This is a genomic window from Nocardioides sp. Iso805N, from assembly GCF_000364605.1.
Lineage (GTDB): Bacteria > Actinomycetota > Actinomycetes > Propionibacteriales > Nocardioidaceae > Nocardioides.
In genome coordinates this window covers 322,359-337,967 of record NZ_KB822577.1, presented here as the reverse complement: position 1 = coordinate 337,967, position 15,609 = coordinate 322,359, and the positions used below count along the sequence as shown (strand labels likewise).

14 protein-coding genes are annotated in these 15,609 nt (G+C 69.3%); 11 read left to right on the top strand and 3 right to left on the bottom strand.

The annotated features are described in order from the left end of the window. Window positions 1-60: 60 nt before the first annotated feature. The 4 genes from H036_RS0109230 (at window position 61) to H036_RS0109215 (ending at window position 2,765) form a co-directional block, all read left to right on the top strand. Entirely contained in the window at window positions 61-846 is a 786-nt protein-coding gene (locus tag H036_RS0109230; protein WP_026145913.1) for an ABC transporter permease, read from the top strand. Next, the gene (locus H036_RS0109225; protein WP_017934500.1) at window positions 843-1,898 is read left to right on the top strand and encodes a sulfate/molybdate ABC transporter ATP-binding protein; all 1,056 of its coding nucleotides are present in this window, start codon (window positions 843-845) and stop codon (window positions 1,896-1,898) included. The genes H036_RS0109230 and H036_RS0109225 overlap by 4 nt, the downstream gene beginning before the upstream one ends. A 158-nt stretch (window positions 1,899-2,056) precedes the next feature. Further along, the gene (locus tag H036_RS0109220) at window positions 2,057-2,542 is read left to right on the top strand and encodes a DUF6325 family protein (protein ID WP_017934499.1); all 486 of its coding nucleotides are present in this window, start codon (window positions 2,057-2,059) and stop codon (window positions 2,540-2,542) included. 10 nt (window positions 2,543-2,552) lie between these two features. Next, window positions 2,553-2,765 (top strand): hypothetical protein, encoded by a 213-nt coding sequence (locus tag H036_RS0109215; protein WP_157417195.1) that lies wholly within the window; start codon window positions 2,553-2,555, stop codon window positions 2,763-2,765. Here H036_RS0109215 and H036_RS0109210 read toward each other — a convergent pair. Genes H036_RS0109210 through H036_RS0109200 form a run of 3 tightly spaced genes read right to left on the bottom strand, consistent with a single transcriptional unit; the run spans window position 2,762 to window position 6,169 of the window. Beyond that, window positions 2,762-5,401, bottom strand: coding sequence for a LuxR C-terminal-related transcriptional regulator (locus H036_RS0109210; RefSeq protein WP_017934497.1), 2,640 nt, complete (start codon window positions 5,399-5,401; stop codon window positions 2,762-2,764). The genes H036_RS0109215 and H036_RS0109210 overlap by 4 nt on opposite strands. Before the next feature lie 39 nt (window positions 5,402-5,440). After that, window positions 5,441-5,716 carry an SHOCT domain-containing protein gene (locus tag H036_RS0109205; RefSeq protein ID WP_026145911.1) on the bottom strand — a complete coding sequence of 92 codons (276 nt, stop codon included), beginning with the start codon at window positions 5,714-5,716 and terminating at the stop codon, window positions 5,441-5,443. A 12-nt stretch (window positions 5,717-5,728) separates the two neighbouring features. Further along, window positions 5,729-6,169, bottom strand: a complete 441-nt coding sequence (locus tag H036_RS0109200) for a DUF6325 family protein (RefSeq protein WP_017934495.1) — start codon at window positions 6,167-6,169, stop codon at window positions 5,729-5,731. A gap of 254 nt (window positions 6,170-6,423) precedes the next feature. On the opposite strand from H036_RS0109200, the gene H036_RS0109195 reads away from it, so the two are divergent. From H036_RS0109195 to H036_RS0109165, 7 genes are read left to right on the top strand one after another with little or no spacing between them, the layout of a single operon-like run. Then, window positions 6,424-9,198 (top strand): cation-translocating P-type ATPase, encoded by a 2,775-nt coding sequence (locus tag H036_RS0109195; protein ID WP_017934494.1) that lies wholly within the window; start codon window positions 6,424-6,426, stop codon window positions 9,196-9,198. Between the two features lie 15 nt (window positions 9,199-9,213). Beyond that, the gene (gene argF, locus H036_RS0109190) at window positions 9,214-10,215 is read left to right on the top strand and encodes an ornithine carbamoyltransferase (RefSeq protein ID WP_017934493.1); all 1,002 of its coding nucleotides are present in this window, start codon (window positions 9,214-9,216) and stop codon (window positions 10,213-10,215) included. 6 nt (window positions 10,216-10,221) lie between these two features. Continuing rightward, complete coding sequence (gene arcC / locus H036_RS0109185; RefSeq protein ID WP_017934492.1) at window positions 10,222-11,148, top strand: carbamate kinase; 927 nt, start codon at window positions 10,222-10,224, stop codon at window positions 11,146-11,148. Window positions 11,149-11,189: 41 nt separating this feature from the next. After that, complete coding sequence (locus H036_RS0109180; RefSeq protein WP_332308792.1) at window positions 11,190-12,404, top strand: arginine deiminase; 1,215 nt, start codon at window positions 11,190-11,192, stop codon at window positions 12,402-12,404. Further along, complete coding sequence (locus tag H036_RS26075; protein WP_017934490.1) at window positions 12,401-12,532, top strand: hypothetical protein; 132 nt, start codon at window positions 12,401-12,403, stop codon at window positions 12,530-12,532. Before H036_RS0109180 ends, H036_RS26075 begins: the two co-directional genes overlap by 4 nt. Next, the gene (locus tag H036_RS0109170) at window positions 12,529-14,028 is read left to right on the top strand and encodes a Na+/H+ antiporter NhaC family protein (RefSeq protein WP_017934489.1); all 1,500 of its coding nucleotides are present in this window, start codon (window positions 12,529-12,531) and stop codon (window positions 14,026-14,028) included. Before H036_RS26075 ends, H036_RS0109170 begins: the two co-directional genes overlap by 4 nt. Next, a complete protein-coding gene (locus H036_RS0109165) occupies window positions 14,028-15,521 on the top strand; it encodes a YfcC family protein (protein ID WP_017934488.1) in 1,494 nt (497 codons plus the stop codon). Before H036_RS0109170 ends, H036_RS0109165 begins: the two co-directional genes overlap by 1 nt. The last annotated feature ends 88 nt before the right edge of the window (window positions 15,522-15,609 follow it).

The following is a 15,609-nucleotide window of genomic DNA, read 5'->3' as shown; positions in this document are numbered from 1 at the left end:
TGTGAGCCGACACGATCTCGGTCACGCCTACCCGAGCTGCTCCTCAGTAGGGTCGCCGGGGTGAGCGATCGAACCGTCGGGCTACCCCGGTGGATCTATGTCCCCGCGGTGCTCGGCGCAGCATTCGTTCTGCTGCCCTTGGTGGCCATCGTGGCGAAGGTCGACTGGACCCACTTCGGGTCGCTGATCACCTCGCAAGCATCCAGGGACGCCTTCGTGCTCAGTCTGAAGACCTCCGCGATCAGCACGGGGCTGTGCGTCGTCTTCGGCGTCCCGATGGCACTCGTCCTTGCTCGCCGCGACTTCCCCGGCCTGGCAGTCATTCGCTCCTTGGTGCTCCTCCCCCTCGTGCTCCCGCCCGTCGTGGGTGGTCTCGCGTTGCTGTACACGTTCGGGCGCCGCGGACTGCTCGGCAGCACGCTGGACGCGGCCGGTATCCAGATCGCCTTCACCACGATCGCGGTGGTGCTCGCCCAGACGTTCGTGGCGCTGCCCTTCATGGTCGTCTCCCTCGAAGGTGCACTCCGCACCGGCGGCCAGCGCTACGAGGTCGCAGCAGCCTCGCTCGGGGCGCGCCCGACGACCGTGTTCCGACGCATCACCCTTCCCCTCGTCGTGCCAGGACTGATCTCGGGCGCCGTCCTTGCGTTCGCGCGCTCCCTGGGCGAGTTCGGTGCGACCATCACCTTCGCCGGCAGCCTCCAAGGCCGCACCAGGACCCTTCCGCTCGAGATCTACCTTCAGCGCGAGACAGACCCCGACGCCGCCGTGGCACTCGCGTTGGTGCTGGTCGTCGTCGCCGTGCTGGTCATCGGCCTGGCGGGTCAAGGTCGCGGCACACGATGAGCCTGCAGTTCTCCGCACGCGTCGATCACCGAGACGTCGACATCGCCTTCGAGGTCGCCACCGGCGAAACGCTGGCCGTCCTGGGTCCCAACGGGTCGGGGAAGTCGACGGCGCTGGCCATCACCGCCGGTCTCCTGATCCCCGACAGGGGCAAGATCGTGCTGGACGGACGAGTGCTGACCGATGCCGGTCCCGCGACGTCGCGCGTCGCCGTCGCGCCGCATGCGCGCCGCACCGCGCTGCTGGGCCAAGAACCCCTGCTCTTCCCTCACCTCAGCGCGCTGGAGAACGTCGCGTTCGGGCCGCGTAGCCACGGCACGCGACGTAGCGAGGCCCGGCGAATCGCGCAGAGGTGGCTCGACGAGGTCGGCGTGGGCGATCTCGCGGCGCGCCGGCCGTCCCAGCTGTCGGGAGGACAGGCCCAGCGAGTGGCCGTGGCCCGGGCCCTGGCGGCCGACCCGGGCCTGCTCCTGCTGGATGAGCCGATGGCCGCGCTCGACATCGCTGTCCTTCCGGCGCTGCGCCACACGCTGCGTCGCGTTCTCGCCGACCGGACCGTCGTCCTCGTGACACACGATCCTCTCGACGCCTTGCTCCTCGCAGACCGGGTCGTGGTCCTCGAGGCCGGCCGCGTCATCGAGTCGGGCATCAGCGGCGAGGTTCTCAAGCGACCACGCAGCACCTTCGTCGCCCGCTTGGCCGGCCTCAACCTGCTCGACGGAACGTGGCGCGGAGACCATGTGGAGACCAGTCGCGGCGACCGCATCACCGGCATGGTCGATGGCGATGCGCCCGCCTCGGGAACACCCGTCGTCGCGGCCTTCCGACCTTCCTCGGTCTCGGTGTTCCGCGAGCCGGTTCACGGCAGCCCACGCAACTCGTTCCAGGTGCGGATCAGCGAGCTGGAGCCTCATGCCGACCTCCTCCGCGTCCGAGCCGGCGACCTCGCCGCGGACGTCACGCTCGTCGCGGCGGCCGACCTCGAGCTGGAGACCGGGCAACGTGTCACGTTCTCCGTCAAGGCGACCGAGGTAGCGATCTACCTGCTCTGATCGTCGTCCGGAAGAACATCTACCCCGCGCGGGGTGGTGCCGCACCACCCCTCTGGTTCGGACCATGGTGACTCACCACAAGCAAGCGTCGGTCGAGCCGGGCTCGGCCGGGCCACGGCCGAGTTCCTGCCGGGACCTGCCGGGAGTTGGGAAACGACATGCCAGCAGCCGCCAGCGACGACCCACCCACCCCGAACCCGTCCGCGCTCGATCCGGACATCGTCGAGTACATCGTCATCAGCCTGCCCGACCTGGCGTCGAGCATGACGGTCGCTGAGGCGCTCAAGGGTCTCGCCGAGTCGTCGAAGATCAGGATCCTGGATCTGGTGGGCGTGGTCACCGACGTCCACGGGCGGTATGTCGCCGCCGAGCCGGAGCTGGTCTCGGCCCTGGTCACCCTGGCTGACGTGGACGGCGAGGTCGGGGGCATCCTCAGCGACGACGACATCGCGATCGCGTGCCGGGCGCTGCGCTCGGGCTCATCCGCGCTGATCCTGGTCGCTGAGGACCTCTGGGCCCAGGAGCTGGCGGAGGCGGCCCGCACTGCGGGCGGACAGGTCGTGGGCGGCGAGCGGATCCCGCGGCAACGGCTGGCACAGGCTGCGCGTGCACGTGAGGCACGCCGATCAGAGCGGGGTGAGTGAGATGCGGCGGGTGGCAGGGTCCCGACACGACCACGTGGGCGTTCTGCGCGGGCGACCGCCGCTGGACCCGATGTACGACGCGACGCCGGGCGGCATCACGCCGCGGCGGGTGGACGAGATCCGGCAGGTGCTCGCGCTCGTCGACCGTGGCCTCCTGTCCGAGGAGGAGTTCGACGCCCAGATGATGAAGGTCTACGGACTCGCAGGCGTGATCGATCCTTAGGGTCCCCGCATGAGATCGAGGCGGCGGGCGGCCTCCACCGCCTCGGCACGCGAGTTCACCCCGAGCTTCTGGTAGATCACCCGGACGTGGAACTTCAGGGTGTTGTGGGAGACGAACAGCTCGTCCGCGATCTCCCGCACGGTGAGCCTGGTGGGCAGCAGCCGAAGCACGTCGAGCTCTCGCGCGGTGAGCTCATCCACGAGCGCTCCGGGATGCGGCCGCAGCGTTCCTCTGCCGATGACGACGTGCCGCAGCCGGTCCATCCAGCCATCAGGTACGCGCCAGGCCGCCAGCTCGAGGATGTCGAGCAGCTCGCGACCCTCGGAGCCGACGGTCTCGAGCATGCCGTGCTCGGTCGCGGTCTCCACCGCCGCAGCGACCTTCTTCTCCGCCGCATCCCGTTCACCGACCAGGACGCGAGCCTGCATCAGGTGACGGATCACCTGGTGCCGCGCGCACCGTGGGACCGCCGCAATGAGCGACTCGTCGGCCCGCGCGACCTGCTGCCGGCACAGCGACACGCGTGCCTCCCCCACAGGACGCCAGAACGGATCCTCGACCAGCTGCGACCACTGTGCTGCCGCATCGAGGTCGCCGCGGGCCACCTCCAGCTGGACCCCGCGACGCGCGACCCAGCTGGTGCCGCCGCGCCCGGGGTGCCGACGCTCGGAGGTCTCGACCGCCTGGCGGAACGCCCGGTCCGCGCTGTCGACATCGCCGATCGACAGGTACAGCTCGACCAGCTCGAGCTGGGCCACGAGCCGGACGAAGACGTGCGAGACGGACGCCGTCGTCGACAGCTCGTCCAGGAGCTGCCGGGCCTGCTCGCCGTCGCCCAGCTCGCGCAGGGCGACAGCGTCGGCGAGGCACAGCTCCGCGTGCAGCGTCCTCATCTCGCCGGCGGCCGCAAGACGTCGTACGCCGGCGCTGGTCCGCAGCGCGTCGAGCGGCTGACCAGCCAGTGCCAGACCGACGGCCCGGGTGCCTTCGAGCGCGATCAGACGCTGGGTGTCGTGGCTGATCCCGCGAACGATCGCACCGACCTCAGGAGCCCCGTCGAGCCACCGTTCGTCGAGTGCGATGCCGTGCGCCATCAACGTCCACGCCATCCGCCCCAACGGGTCGAGCCAGGGCGACTCGGGCGCCTGGAGGACCGCGAGTCGAGCGAGCTCCTCACACCGGTGCCAGTCACCGCGGGAGAGCGCCGAGGCCGCCTGCAGCACCAGGAGCCGGCCCGGCTTGACGTCGTCGACCGATGCCGCGGCGGCGCCCTCGGCTGCCGCCAGGGCCGCGTCGACGGAGGGGCCGTCGGCCAGCAGCTGACACCACGCGTACTCGACGAAGGCGTCGGCGTCCGACCCGGCCGGGACCGGTTGGATCTGGTCGATGACGCGGCGGATCTGGGACGAGCGGCCGCTCTCGAAGAGTTCGACGGCGAGGTCGGCGAGCAGCCGGAGCGCCTCGCGGTGCATGCCCGCCGCCAACCAGTGCTCGAGCGCGCTGCTGCTGTCGTCGGCGGTCTCGAACCACCGCGCGGCGCGCGCGTGCTGGCGGCGCAGCCGCTGGGGCCAGCGCCGCTCCAGCTCGGCGAGCAGCATGTCCTTGACCAGCTCGTGCACCTCGAACCAGCCGCCCGACTCGAGGCTGGTCACGAACAGGCCGCGCCGCTCGGCCTCCATCAGGATGTCGCCCGCATCGGCCCGATCCCCGAGGGCCTCCGCCAGCGGGTAGTTCACCCGGTCGACGACCGACACGTCCAGCAGCAGGTCGATCACCTCGGGCCGCTCGGCTCGCAGCACCTCGCGCCACAGGTAGGTGTCGACCAGACGATCGGATCGGGTCGACGGGTCGGGTCCGGCACGAGGCAACGGGACCGCCGCCGTCCGCTGCGTGCGCATGGCGAGTGCAGCCAGTTGGAGCGCCGCCGCCCATCCCCCGGCCCAGAGGGTGAGCTGGGGAAGGTCCTCGGCCGCCACCTCGGGGCACAACGCGGTCAGCATCTCCGTCGCCTCGGCGGGCGAGAACCGCAGCGCCTCGAAGTCGAGATCGGCGAGGACACCGCCGGCCCGCAGTCGGTCGATGGGAAGCACCAGCTGTCGCCTGCTCAGCAGCAGGACGCTCAACCAGGCCGGCGTGTGCTCGACGAAGGAGGCGAGGCAGCTTGCCGCCTCCTCGTCATCGTCGACGAGGTGGACGTCGTCCACCACCAGCACGGCCGGGTCCGCATCGAGATCCTCGAGTGCCTCGACGAGCGCGCGCACCGCGTCACCGGGTTCGTGGGGGCCGCGCAGCATCGCCAACGCCGTCGTCGCCACACCCGGGTCGAGCTGGTCGACCGCAGCGGCGAGTGCGGTCGTGAGCTGGTGAGCCGCACGGTCCGTGTCGTCGAGCGCCAGCCAGGCCGCCCGCCTGCCCGTACGGCGCACCCAGTCCGCGGCGAGCGCCGTCTTCCCCGCGCCGGCCGGGGCGACCAGTGCGGTGACCGGATAATCGGCGAGCGCGTCGAGCACCTGCACCAGACGGGGCCGCCGGACGAAGTGGCCGGGGGCTCGGGGCACACGGAACTTCGACCCGAAGAAGGGCGTGTCGTAGCGTCCCCTCTGCGCGGGCGTCGAGCCGTCTGCCTGGTGACCCATCGGATGTCCTTCGGGAGCCCTGCGGTGAAACTCAACGGGTTACGCGAGCAGTCGGGCCTTCTGCGCGTCGAACTCCGCTTGGGTCAAGACCCCCTGATCTCGCAGCGCGCCCAGCTTCTCGAGCTGCTCGATCAGGTTGTCCCCGCTCGACGGGGCCGGTGCAGCCGGGGGCGGCGGGGGTGGTGCGTAGGCCTGCTCCTGCTGGGTTTCCTGTCCGGCCCAGCGGCCGGCCTGTCGTCGTGACACCCGGTTCGACACAGCCGTCGCGGTACCCGCGACGACTGCCGTTCGGGCCATTCCACGGATGAGTCCCATCTGCGTCCCCTCTCAGGCTTCTTCGGTTTCGAGCGCCTCGAGGACCGCGATGACGTCGTCGGCAGGCAGCCGCCCGCTCGCGATCACCTCGGCACCCGCGTTGCGCATCGCGGTGATGAACGGGCCGGCCCAGGTGTTCTCGTAGAGAAGCAGACCGACGGCATTGCCCGGCTTGACCAGCGCAGCACTCTGCGCGACGTCGTCATCGTCGAGCAGCCCGGACTGAACGCCCTCGAAGACGGCCAGGTCGAGTGACCCGTCACCGTCGAGGTCGGCCAGCTGCACGACGGCGAAGGACCCGTCCTCGGCGACCTTGGCCACCACGAGATCGAGGATCCGGATCGTCCCTCGCTGCGTCAGCTCCAGCAGCGCCTCCAGGCCCTCGCCGTCCAGTCTCGCCCCTGGAAACTCCAGGGCCAGGTAGTCAATGGGGCCCACATCTTGGTCCGGCATCTGGGTTCTCCTCGCTCTGGCGGTCACACGATCGCTTTCGAGCGTGCCACCGCCCTACGCGTGCTGACATCACCCGAAACGGGGTGGGTGCCCGCGCGGCGCGGCCCGTTCCGTCAGGCCCTCGTCGCGACGGTGCTCCATGCGTGGAGCGGACCCGATCACCTCTTCCACCCTCGCCGGGGTGAGGCGCCCCCACCCGGCGCCTGGGCAGCCTCGACACATACCCGTCGACGTTGTCCGACCAGGAGGGACCGATGACGACCCAGGACGCTCACGGCTCAGTCATCCAGCGACATGCCGACCCGGTCGCGACCACTTCCACGGACGTGGCCCGTGACTTCGATGTCGACCCATCGCAAGGGCTCTCCGCCCAGGAGGCCGCCGCGCGCCTCGCCTCCGGTGGTCCGAACAAGCTCGCTGCGGGCAAGCAGGAGCCCGCCTGGCGCGCGTTCGTACGACAGTACGAGGACTTCATGCAGCTGGTCCTCCTCACCGCCGCCCTGCTCAACCAGATCGTCACCGGGGACACCGGGACGACCGTGGTGCTCGCCGGCCTGACGGTGTTCAACGCGGTCATCGGCCTGCGCCAGGAGGCCAAGGCCGAGGAGAGCGTGAAGGCGCTCTCGCAGATGATGAAGACGATCGCCCGCGTACGACGTGGCGGGCAGGCCATCGAGATCAATGCCGAAGAGCTCGTGCCGGGCGACATCGTGCTGGTCGAGGCCGGCAACCGGGTGCCCGCCGACGGCAGGATCTGCGTGGCCGCGACGCTGGAGATCGAGGAAGCGGCACTCACCGGTGAGAGCCTGCCCGTCGGCAAGAGCACCGACCCCGTGCCGGGTGAGGACATTCCCCTCGGCGACCGGCTGTGCATGGCCTACATGAACACCTCGGTCACGCGGGGCCGCGGCGAGATGATCGTGACCGCGACCGGCATGGGCACCGAGATCGGCCACATCGCCGACATGCTCGCCAACACCAAGACCAGCAAGACGCCGCTCCAGAAGCAGCTCGACTCGCTGTCCAAGGTGATCGCCTCGATCGCGGGCGTCGCCCTGATCCTGGTCATCCTGCTGGGTCTGGCGCAGGGCGAGTCGTTCGACACCCTGTTCATCACCGGGGTCGCGCTCGCGGTCGCGGCGATCCCGACCGGGCTGCCCGCCGTCGTGACAGCGCTGCTCTCGATGGGCACCCGGGAGATCGCTCGACGCAACGCGATCGTCAAGCGGCTGCCGGCCGTGGAGACGCTGGGCTCGACGTCGGCGATCTGCTCGGACAAGACGGGCACGCTGACGCTCAACAAGATGACCGCCCGCGAGATCGTCATCCCCGGCCAGAACCGCTACACCGTCTCGGGCGAGGGCTACAGCATCGTCGGCGACATCAAGCACGTCGGCGGTCAGCGCTACGACCTGGACCCGTACCTCCTGCCGATGGTGCTGTGCGCGGACGCCGTGCTCGACGGCGAGGCGCTGATCGGCGATCCGACCGAGGGCGCGCTCATCGTGCTGGGCGCCAAGGGCGGCCTCGACATCGACGAGACGCGCCGGTCGCTGCCCCGGATCGCCGAGGTGCCGTTCGACTCCGACTACAAGTTCATGGCGACGTTCCACGAGATGACCGGCGACGACGGCCGACCGGTGGCGCGGTGCTACGTCAAGGGAGCGCCCGACGTCCTCATCGCGCGGTCGACCTCCCTCCGGCTGCCCGACGGCACCCTGATGTCGCTGACCGCCGACAACCGGCACCTCGCCCTCGAGGCCAACGACCAGATCGCCAACGCCGGCGAGCGCGTGATGGTCGTCGCCCAGCGAGACCTCGATCCGGCGGTGGTCGCGGCGGGGGGTGACCTGATCGGACTGGTCCAGGACCTGACGCTCCTGGCCATGGTCGGCATCGTCGACCCACCCCGGCCCGAGGCGAAAGCCGCGATCGCCGAGTGTCACGAGGCCGGCATCCGGGTCCGGATGATCACCGGCGACCACGCGACCACCGCAGCGGCGATCGCCGGCGAGCTCGGCATCGAGGGCCGCGCGGTGACCGGCGCCGAGTTCGCCGCGATGGCCGACGACGTCCTGCGTGATCAGCTGGACGAGATCGGCGTCGTCGCACGCGTCGCGCCCGAGGACAAGGTCCGGCTGGTGCGGCTGCTGAAGGAGAAGGGCAACGTCGTCGCGATGACCGGTGACGGGGTGAACGATGCCCCGGCTCTGAAGACCGCCGACATCGGGGTGGCGATGGGCATCACCGGCACCGAGGTCTCTAAGGAGGCCGCGGTGATGATCCTGACCGACGACAACTTCGCGACCATCGTGGGCGCCGTGTCGTACGGTCGCACGCTCTACGACAACCTGTTGAAGTATCTCCGCTTCCAGATGTCGACCCTGGTCGCCTACATCGCGATCTTCATCGGGGCGGGCATCTTCGGGATCGCCAACGGAGCGCCGCTGAACCCGCTGCAGATCCTGTGGCTGAACATGGTCGTGGACATCCCGCTCGCGATCGCCCTCGGCTTCGACCAGCCGGCCCGCGGACTCATGTCCCGGTCGCCGCGACCGGTGGGAGCACCGGTCCTCTCGCGCAACAACTGGTACCGGCTGTGCGCCCAGGGCGCGGTCATGACGATCGGCTCGCTGTGCGCCTACCAGATCGGCCATCACCAGGACGGCGCGGTGGTGGCCTCGACCATGCTGCTGACGACGTTGTCCATCTTCCACGTCTTCGGCGCCCTGCTGAGCCGTGACCAGCGCGGCACGATCTTCGACCGAGCCGCGATCCCGGGCCTCATGCAGCTTCGCCGCTACGCCCTGGCACTGCTCGCGATCGTGGCGGTCACCGCACTGAACATCCTCGAGCGCATCTTCGGCACCACCGGACTCGACTTCAACCAGTGGTGCATCTGCCTCGGGATCGCCGCCTCCCTCGTCGTCGTCGAGGAGCTGATCAAGCTCGTGCTCCGTTCCCGAGGATCGGGAGCACACGACGCCCTCCGTCCCGACTGGACCGCTCCCGTCCAAGAACCCGCCTGAGCAAAGGAACCGCCCATGTCCTTCAACCTTCGTCACCGCAGCTTCCTCAAGGAGCTGGACTTCACTCCGGGCGAGCTGAAGTTCCTCCTGACCCTCTCCCGAGAGCTCAAGGCCGCGAAGTACGCCGGCTACGAGCGCCCCACCCTCACCGAGAAGAACATCGCGCTGATCTTCGAGAAGACCTCCACCCGGACGCGCACGTCGTTCGAGGTGGCGGCCAAGGACCAAGGGGCGCACGTGACCTATCTGGAGCCCAGCGGCTCACAGATCGGCCACAAGGAGTCCATGAAGGACACCGCGCGCGTGCTGGGGCGCACCTTCGACGGCATCGAGTACCGCGGATCCGCTCAGGAGAACGTCGAGATCCTCGCGCAGTACGCCGGCGTACCGGTCTGGAACGGTCTCACCGACGAGTTCCACCCCACCCAGATCCTGGCCGACGTCCTGACCATGACCGAGCACAGCGACAAGCACCTCTCCGAGATCGCCTTCTGCTATCTGGGCGATGCCCGCAACAACATGGGCAACTCGCTCATGGTCGGCGGCTGCAAGTACGGCATGGACGTCCGACTCTGCGCCCCGAGGGCGCTGTGGCCCAGCGACGAGCTGGTCGAGACCTCACGAGGCATCGCGAAGGAGACCGGCGCACGGCTCACCCTCACCGAGGATGTCGACGAGGGCGTCGCCGGGGCCGACTTCCTCTACACCGACGTGTGGGTCTCGATGGGCGAGGACAAGGCGGTGTGGGCCGAGCGGATCGACCTGCTGAAGCCCTACCAGGTCAACGCGGACGTGCTCGCCCGCACCAAGAACCCGCAGACCAAGTTCATGCACTGCCTGCCGGCCTTCCACAACCGGAGCACCAAGGTCGGCGAGGACATCTTCCAGCAGTTCGGCCTGGACGGGCTCGAGGTCACCGACGAGGTCTTCGAGTCCGCCAGCTCGATCGTGTTCGACCAGGCCGAGAACAGGCTGCACACCATCAAGGCGATCATGGTCGCCACCCTCGGGGACTGAGCGGCCATGCGCGCCGTGGTGGCCCTCGGCGGGAACGCGCTGCTCAAGCGCGGCGAGCCGATGACGGCAGAGAACCAGCGCACCAACGTGCGTGTCGCCGCGCCTGCGCTCGCGTCCGTGGCGCGTGCGCACCAGCTGGTCCTCTCCCACGGGAACGGGCCTCAGGTCGGACTGCTCGCCCTGCAAGCAGCGGCGTACGCCGACGTCGACCCCTATCCCCTCGACGTCCTTGGAGCCCAGACCGAGGGGATGATCGGCTACGTCCTGGAGCAGGAGCTGGGCAACGTCCTCTCCCGCGACGTCCCCCTGGCCACCATCCTGACGATGGTGCAGGTCGACCCTGCCGACCCTGCGTTCAAGGACCCGACCAAGTTCGTCGGTCCGATCTACACCCGCGCCGAGGCCGACGCACTGGCCGCCGACAAGAGCTGGACCTTCAAGCAGGACGGCGACAGCTGGCGAAGGGTCGTGCCCTCGCCGCAACCACACCACATCTTCGAGATCCGCCCGATCCGCTGGCTCCTCGACCACGGCGTCGTCCTCATCTGCGCCGGCGGCGGCGGTGTGCCCACGATGTTCCTGCCGGCCGCGGAGACCACCCTGATCGGCGTCGAGGCCGTCATCGACAAGGACCTCGCCAGCGAGCTCCTGGCGCGCGAGGTGGACGCCGACCTGTTCGTGATGGCGACCGACGTCGACGCCGTGTACGTCGACTGGGGAACCCCGCAGCAGCGAGCACTCGGGCAGGTGAGCGTCGCGGAGCTGCGCCGGCGAGAGTTCCCGGCCGGCTCCATGGGGCCGAAGGTCGAGGCGGCCTGTCGATTCGTCGAAGCCACCGGAGGTCGTGCCGCGATCGGCTCACTGAGCGAGATCGATCAGATCGTCGAAGGCGTAGCAGGCACCCAGGTGGTGCCGGGAATGGAGGAGCGATGACACTCGGAGTGCACTCGGAGGTGGGCCGCCTGCGCAAGGTGATGGTCCACCGGCCCGACCTGAGCCTCAAGCGGCTCACCCCGTCCAACCACGACGAGCTGCTGTTCGACGACGTTCTCTGGGTCGACCGGGCGCAGTACGAGCACGACCAGTTCGTGGCGAGGATGCGCGAGCGAGGCGTCGAGGTGTTCCTCCTCCAGAACCTCCTCGGCGAGGCGCTGGCCGCGAGCGACGAGGGCCGCCAGCGCCTGATCGAGGTGACCGCGTCGGAGTTCACCGTCGGCGCGTCCATGGTCGAGGACGTCCGCAGCCTGCTCTCGGAGATGCCGGCGGAGAAGCTGGCCACCCACCTCATCGGCGGCCTGACCGTGGCCGAGTCCGGCCTCGACCTCACCCGGCTGCGCTCGACGTCGGTCATCGCGGCGGCGGTCGACGACCCCGGCCTGTTCGTGCTGCCGCCGCTGCCCAACACCCTCTTCACCCGCGACTCCTCGTGCTGGATGTACGGCGGGGTCTCGATCAACCCGATGTTCTGGCCGGCGCGGCGGCTGGAGGCCTACAACGTCGCGGCGATCTACCGTTACCACCCGATGTTCGCTGCGGAGGACTTCGAGTTCTGGTATCCCGAGCTGGGCGACGACAAGAGGTTCTCCATCGAGGACTTCGGCAAGTCCTCGCTCGAAGGTGGCGACGTCCAGCCCATCGGCAACGGCACCGTGCTGATCGGCATGAGCGAGCGGTCGCAGGCGCGGATGATCGAGCAGGTCGCCCGCGCCCTCTTCGAGAAGGGTGCGGCCGAGCGGGTGATCGCGGTCGTCATGACCAAGGACCGGGCGCACATGCATCTCGACACCGTCTTCACCATGCTCGACCGCGACGCGGTCACGCTCTACCCCCAGGTGATGAGGTCGGTCCGGGCGATCAGCCTGCGCCCGGGCGTGAACGGTGCACTGTTCCACGTGACCGAGGAGAAGGACTTCCTCTCCGCGGTCGCGGACGCCGTCGGCGTACCCGCGCTCCGCGTGATCGAGACCGGCGGGGACGCCTACCAGCAGGAGCGCGAGCAGTGGGACGACGGCAACAACGTCGTGGCCCTGGAGCCCGGTGTGGTCGTCGCGTACGAGCGCAACACCTACACCATCGCCAAGATGCGCGAGGCCGGCATCGAGGTGATCCCGATCGAGGGCTTCGAGCTCGGCAAGGGTCGCGGCGGCGGTCACTGCATGACCTGCCCGTTCGAGCGGGATCCGCTGTGAGCACGGGCGTGCGCTGGGTCGTCATCGGCGCCTGCGCCCTGCTCATCGTCGGCCTCCTGATCTGGGCCCGGGGCCCGGAGCACCACCGCGGCAGCGAGGTCGGCGCCACGGCGCAGGTCGCGAGATGACCGACCCGCGCCCACCGAGCCTGTTGGACGCGCTGCTGCCCATCGTCGTCCTGATCGGCCTGCTCGCCCTGACGATCGGCCTCTTCGGCGTATCAGCAACCGACGGTCCGCTGCAGGTGGCGCTCCTGCTCAGCGCGGCGTTCGCCAGCCTGATCGCGTTCAAGAACGGCTACACCGTCCAGACCGTGGCCGATGCAGCGGTGGCAGGGGTGACGGCCGCGATGAGCGCGGTGTTCATCCTGCTCGCCGTCGGGGCGCTGATCGGCACGTGGAACATGGCCGGAACCATCCCCACCGTCGTGGACTACGGGATCAGGCTGGTCAGCCCGGCGTGGTTCTACTTCGCCACAGCAGCCGTGTGTGCCCTGGTCGGGATGGTCACCGGTAGCTCCTGGACGACCGCGGGCACCCTGGGGGTCGCCTTCGTCGGGATGAGCAAGGTGCTCGGCCTGGACGAGGCCATCGCCGCCGGAGCCGTCATCTGCGGCGCCTACTTCGGCGACAAGATGACGCCGTTGTCGGAGACGACGATCTTGGTTCCGAAGCTGGTCGGCGGCGGTCTGACGACGGGGCAGCACGTCAGGAACATGATCTGGACGGCGGGCCCGGCCCTCGGCATCAGCCTGGTCATCTTCCTGGTGCTCGGCCGCTCGGCCAGCGGTGACTCGCAGGCCTCCGTCGACCAGGCCCGCGCAGCGCTGGGCGACGCGTTCAACATCTCGGTCCTCAACCTGCTTCCGCTGGCGCTGCTCGTCATCCTCGCCTGTCTGCGGATGCCTCCGTTCCTCTCGATCCTGGGCTCGGCCCTGTCCGCCGCGATCCTCGCGCCGTTCCTGCAGTGGGACGCGGTCGTGGCCTTCGTCGACGACCCCAGCCAGGGCAGGCTCAGCACCGCGATCGAGGCGGGGTACGCCGCGATGGCCACCGGGTTCACCAGCCACTCCGGCTTCGCGCCGGTCGACGACCTCTTCTCGCGGGGCGGGATGGCCAGCATGCTGACGACGATCTGGCTGGTGCTCGGCGCACTGTCGTTCGCCGCGATCATGGAGCGCGCCGGATTCCTCCAGCGCCTCCTCGAGCCGGTCGTCGCCCGGGCCCGGAGCCGCGGCTCGCTCATCGCCGCGGTCATCTGCAGCGGGATCGGCCTCAACGTCATCGCCGGAGACCAGTACGTCGCGGACGTGCTGCCGGCGCGCACCTTCCGTGCCGAGTTCGCCCGGCGCGGGATCGCTCCGCAGGTCCTCAGCAGATCGGTCGAGGACTCCGGCACGGTGACCTCGGTGCTGGTGCCGTGGAACACCTGTGGCGCCTACATCTCCGGCGTCCTCGGAGTGTCCACCGCTTCCTACCTGCCGTTCTGCTTCTTCAACCTGCTCAGTCCGGTGCTGGACGTCATCTACGGCTTCGTGGGCTTCAAGGTGCCCGACGCCGATGAGCCGTGGAGCGACGAGCAGCCGCCCGCCTCCGTACCGAGCCTCCCCGAAGGGAACGCGTGATGTCTGCCTCCACCGACACCGACCCTGTCGAGTCCCACCGGGGCTTCAAGCTGCCGTCGGCGTACACCATCTTGTTCGCGCTCATCGTGCTGATGGCGCTCGCCACCTGGATCGTGCCGGCCGGCGTCTACGACCTCGACAAGGCCGGCAGCCCGATCCCGGGGACCTACCACTCGGTCCCCTCCCATCCCGCGCACATCCTGGTCGACTCGCTGACCGCACCGATCAACGGGCTCTACGGCATCCAGGACAGCAAGGGGAACATCAACTACTACAACAGCGGGTCGCTGTTCGGCGCGATCGACGTCGCGCTCTTCATCATCGTCATCGGCGGGTTCCTGGGCGTGACCATGCGCACCGGCGCCATCCAGAACGGCATCGGTCGCCTCGTGCAGCGACTCCGCGGCCGTGAGCGCTGGATGATCCCGATCCTGATGATCGTGTTCGCGCTCGGCGGGACCACCTACGGCATGGCCGAGGAGAGCCTGGCGTTCTACTCCCTGATCGTGGCGGTGATGATCGCCGCCGGGTACGACGCCATGACGGGCGCGGCCGTCGTGCTGCTCGGATGCGGCATCGGCACCTACGGCTCCACCATCAACCCGTTCGCCACCGGCATCGCCTCCGGGTTCGCCGGTGTCTCGATCAGCGACGGCCTGGTGCTGCGACTGGTGATGCTGATCGTGGGTCTCGGCGTCGGGATCTTCTTCGTCCTGCGCTACGCCGACCGGGTGAAGGCGGACCCGTCCCGCTCGATCGTCGCCAACATGCGCGAGGAGAACGAGCAGCGCTTCAGTACCGGGACTGACGGCGCCGATGCGGCGCTGACCGGGCGGCACAAGCTCATCCTGGCGGTGTTCGCACTCGCCTTCGGCGTGATGATGTACGGCGTCATCCCGTGGGAGGACCTGAACCTCCCGCTGCCGACGCTGTGGTGGTGGTTCCCGGAGATGACGGCGTCGTTCATCCTCTTCAGCGTGATCATCGGGCTCATCGGAGGGCTGTCCGAGGAGAACCTCACCGGCTCCTTCGTCGACGGCGCGCGGGACCTCCTCGGGGTGGCACTGATCATCGGCATCGCCCGCGGGATCACCGTCATCATGAACAACGGACAGATCACCGACACCGTTCTGAATTGGGCCGAGCAGGCCCTGGGCGACGTCGGGCAGGCCGCGTTCGCGATCGTGATGTTCCTGCTCTTCCTGCCGCTGTCGTTCCTGATCCCCTCCTCGTCGGGCCTGGCGACCGTCGCGATGCCGATCATGAGCCCGCTGGCCTCCTTCGCGGATGTTCCCTCCGAGCTCGTCGTGACCGGCTTCCAGAGCGCGTCGGGAATCATGAACCTGTTCATCCCCACCTCCGCGGTCGTGATGGGCGGCCTCGCCATCGCCCGCGTTCCGTACGGGAGCTACCTGCGCTGGGTCTGGCCGCTGCTGGCGATGCTCGTCGTGCTGAGCGTGGTCGCCCTCGGCCTGGGCGCACTGTTCTCGTGATCGACCACCCTGATCGGGGGAGCCGACCTGCCCCGGCACGGAGAAGAGTTCAACCGGGGCGCGCCCCGACGATCGGTCCGGCACCCTC

Bases quoted from the DNA above. Each gene is read 5' to 3' on its own strand.
- H036_RS0109225 (WP_017934500.1), top strand. From the start codon at position 843: ATGAGCCTGCAGTTCTCCGCACGCGTCGATCACCGAGACGTCGACATC.
- H036_RS0109210 (WP_017934497.1), bottom strand. From the start codon at position 5,401: ATGGGTCACCAGGCAGACGGCTCGACGCCCGCGCAGAGGGGACGCTAC.
- H036_RS0109205 (WP_026145911.1), bottom strand. From the start codon at position 5,716: ATGGGACTCATCCGTGGAATGGCCCGAACGGCAGTCGTCGCGGGTACC.
- arcC (WP_017934492.1), top strand. From the start codon at position 10,222: ATGCGCGCCGTGGTGGCCCTCGGCGGGAACGCGCTGCTCAAGCGCGGC.
- H036_RS0109200 (WP_017934495.1), bottom strand. From the start codon at position 6,169: ATGCCGGACCAAGATGTGGGCCCCATTGACTACCTGGCCCTGGAGTTT.
- H036_RS0109180 (WP_332308792.1), top strand. From the start codon at position 11,190: ATGGTCCACCGGCCCGACCTGAGCCTCAAGCGGCTCACCCCGTCCAAC.
- H036_RS0109170 (WP_017934489.1), top strand. From the start codon at position 12,529: ATGACCGACCCGCGCCCACCGAGCCTGTTGGACGCGCTGCTGCCCATC.
- H036_RS0109220 (WP_017934499.1), top strand. From the start codon at position 2,057: ATGCCAGCAGCCGCCAGCGACGACCCACCCACCCCGAACCCGTCCGCG.
- H036_RS0109195 (WP_017934494.1), top strand. From the start codon at position 6,424: ATGACGACCCAGGACGCTCACGGCTCAGTCATCCAGCGACATGCCGAC.
- H036_RS0109165 (WP_017934488.1), top strand. From the start codon at position 14,028: ATGTCTGCCTCCACCGACACCGACCCTGTCGAGTCCCACCGGGGCTTC.
- argF (WP_017934493.1), top strand. From the start codon at position 9,214: ATGTCCTTCAACCTTCGTCACCGCAGCTTCCTCAAGGAGCTGGACTTC.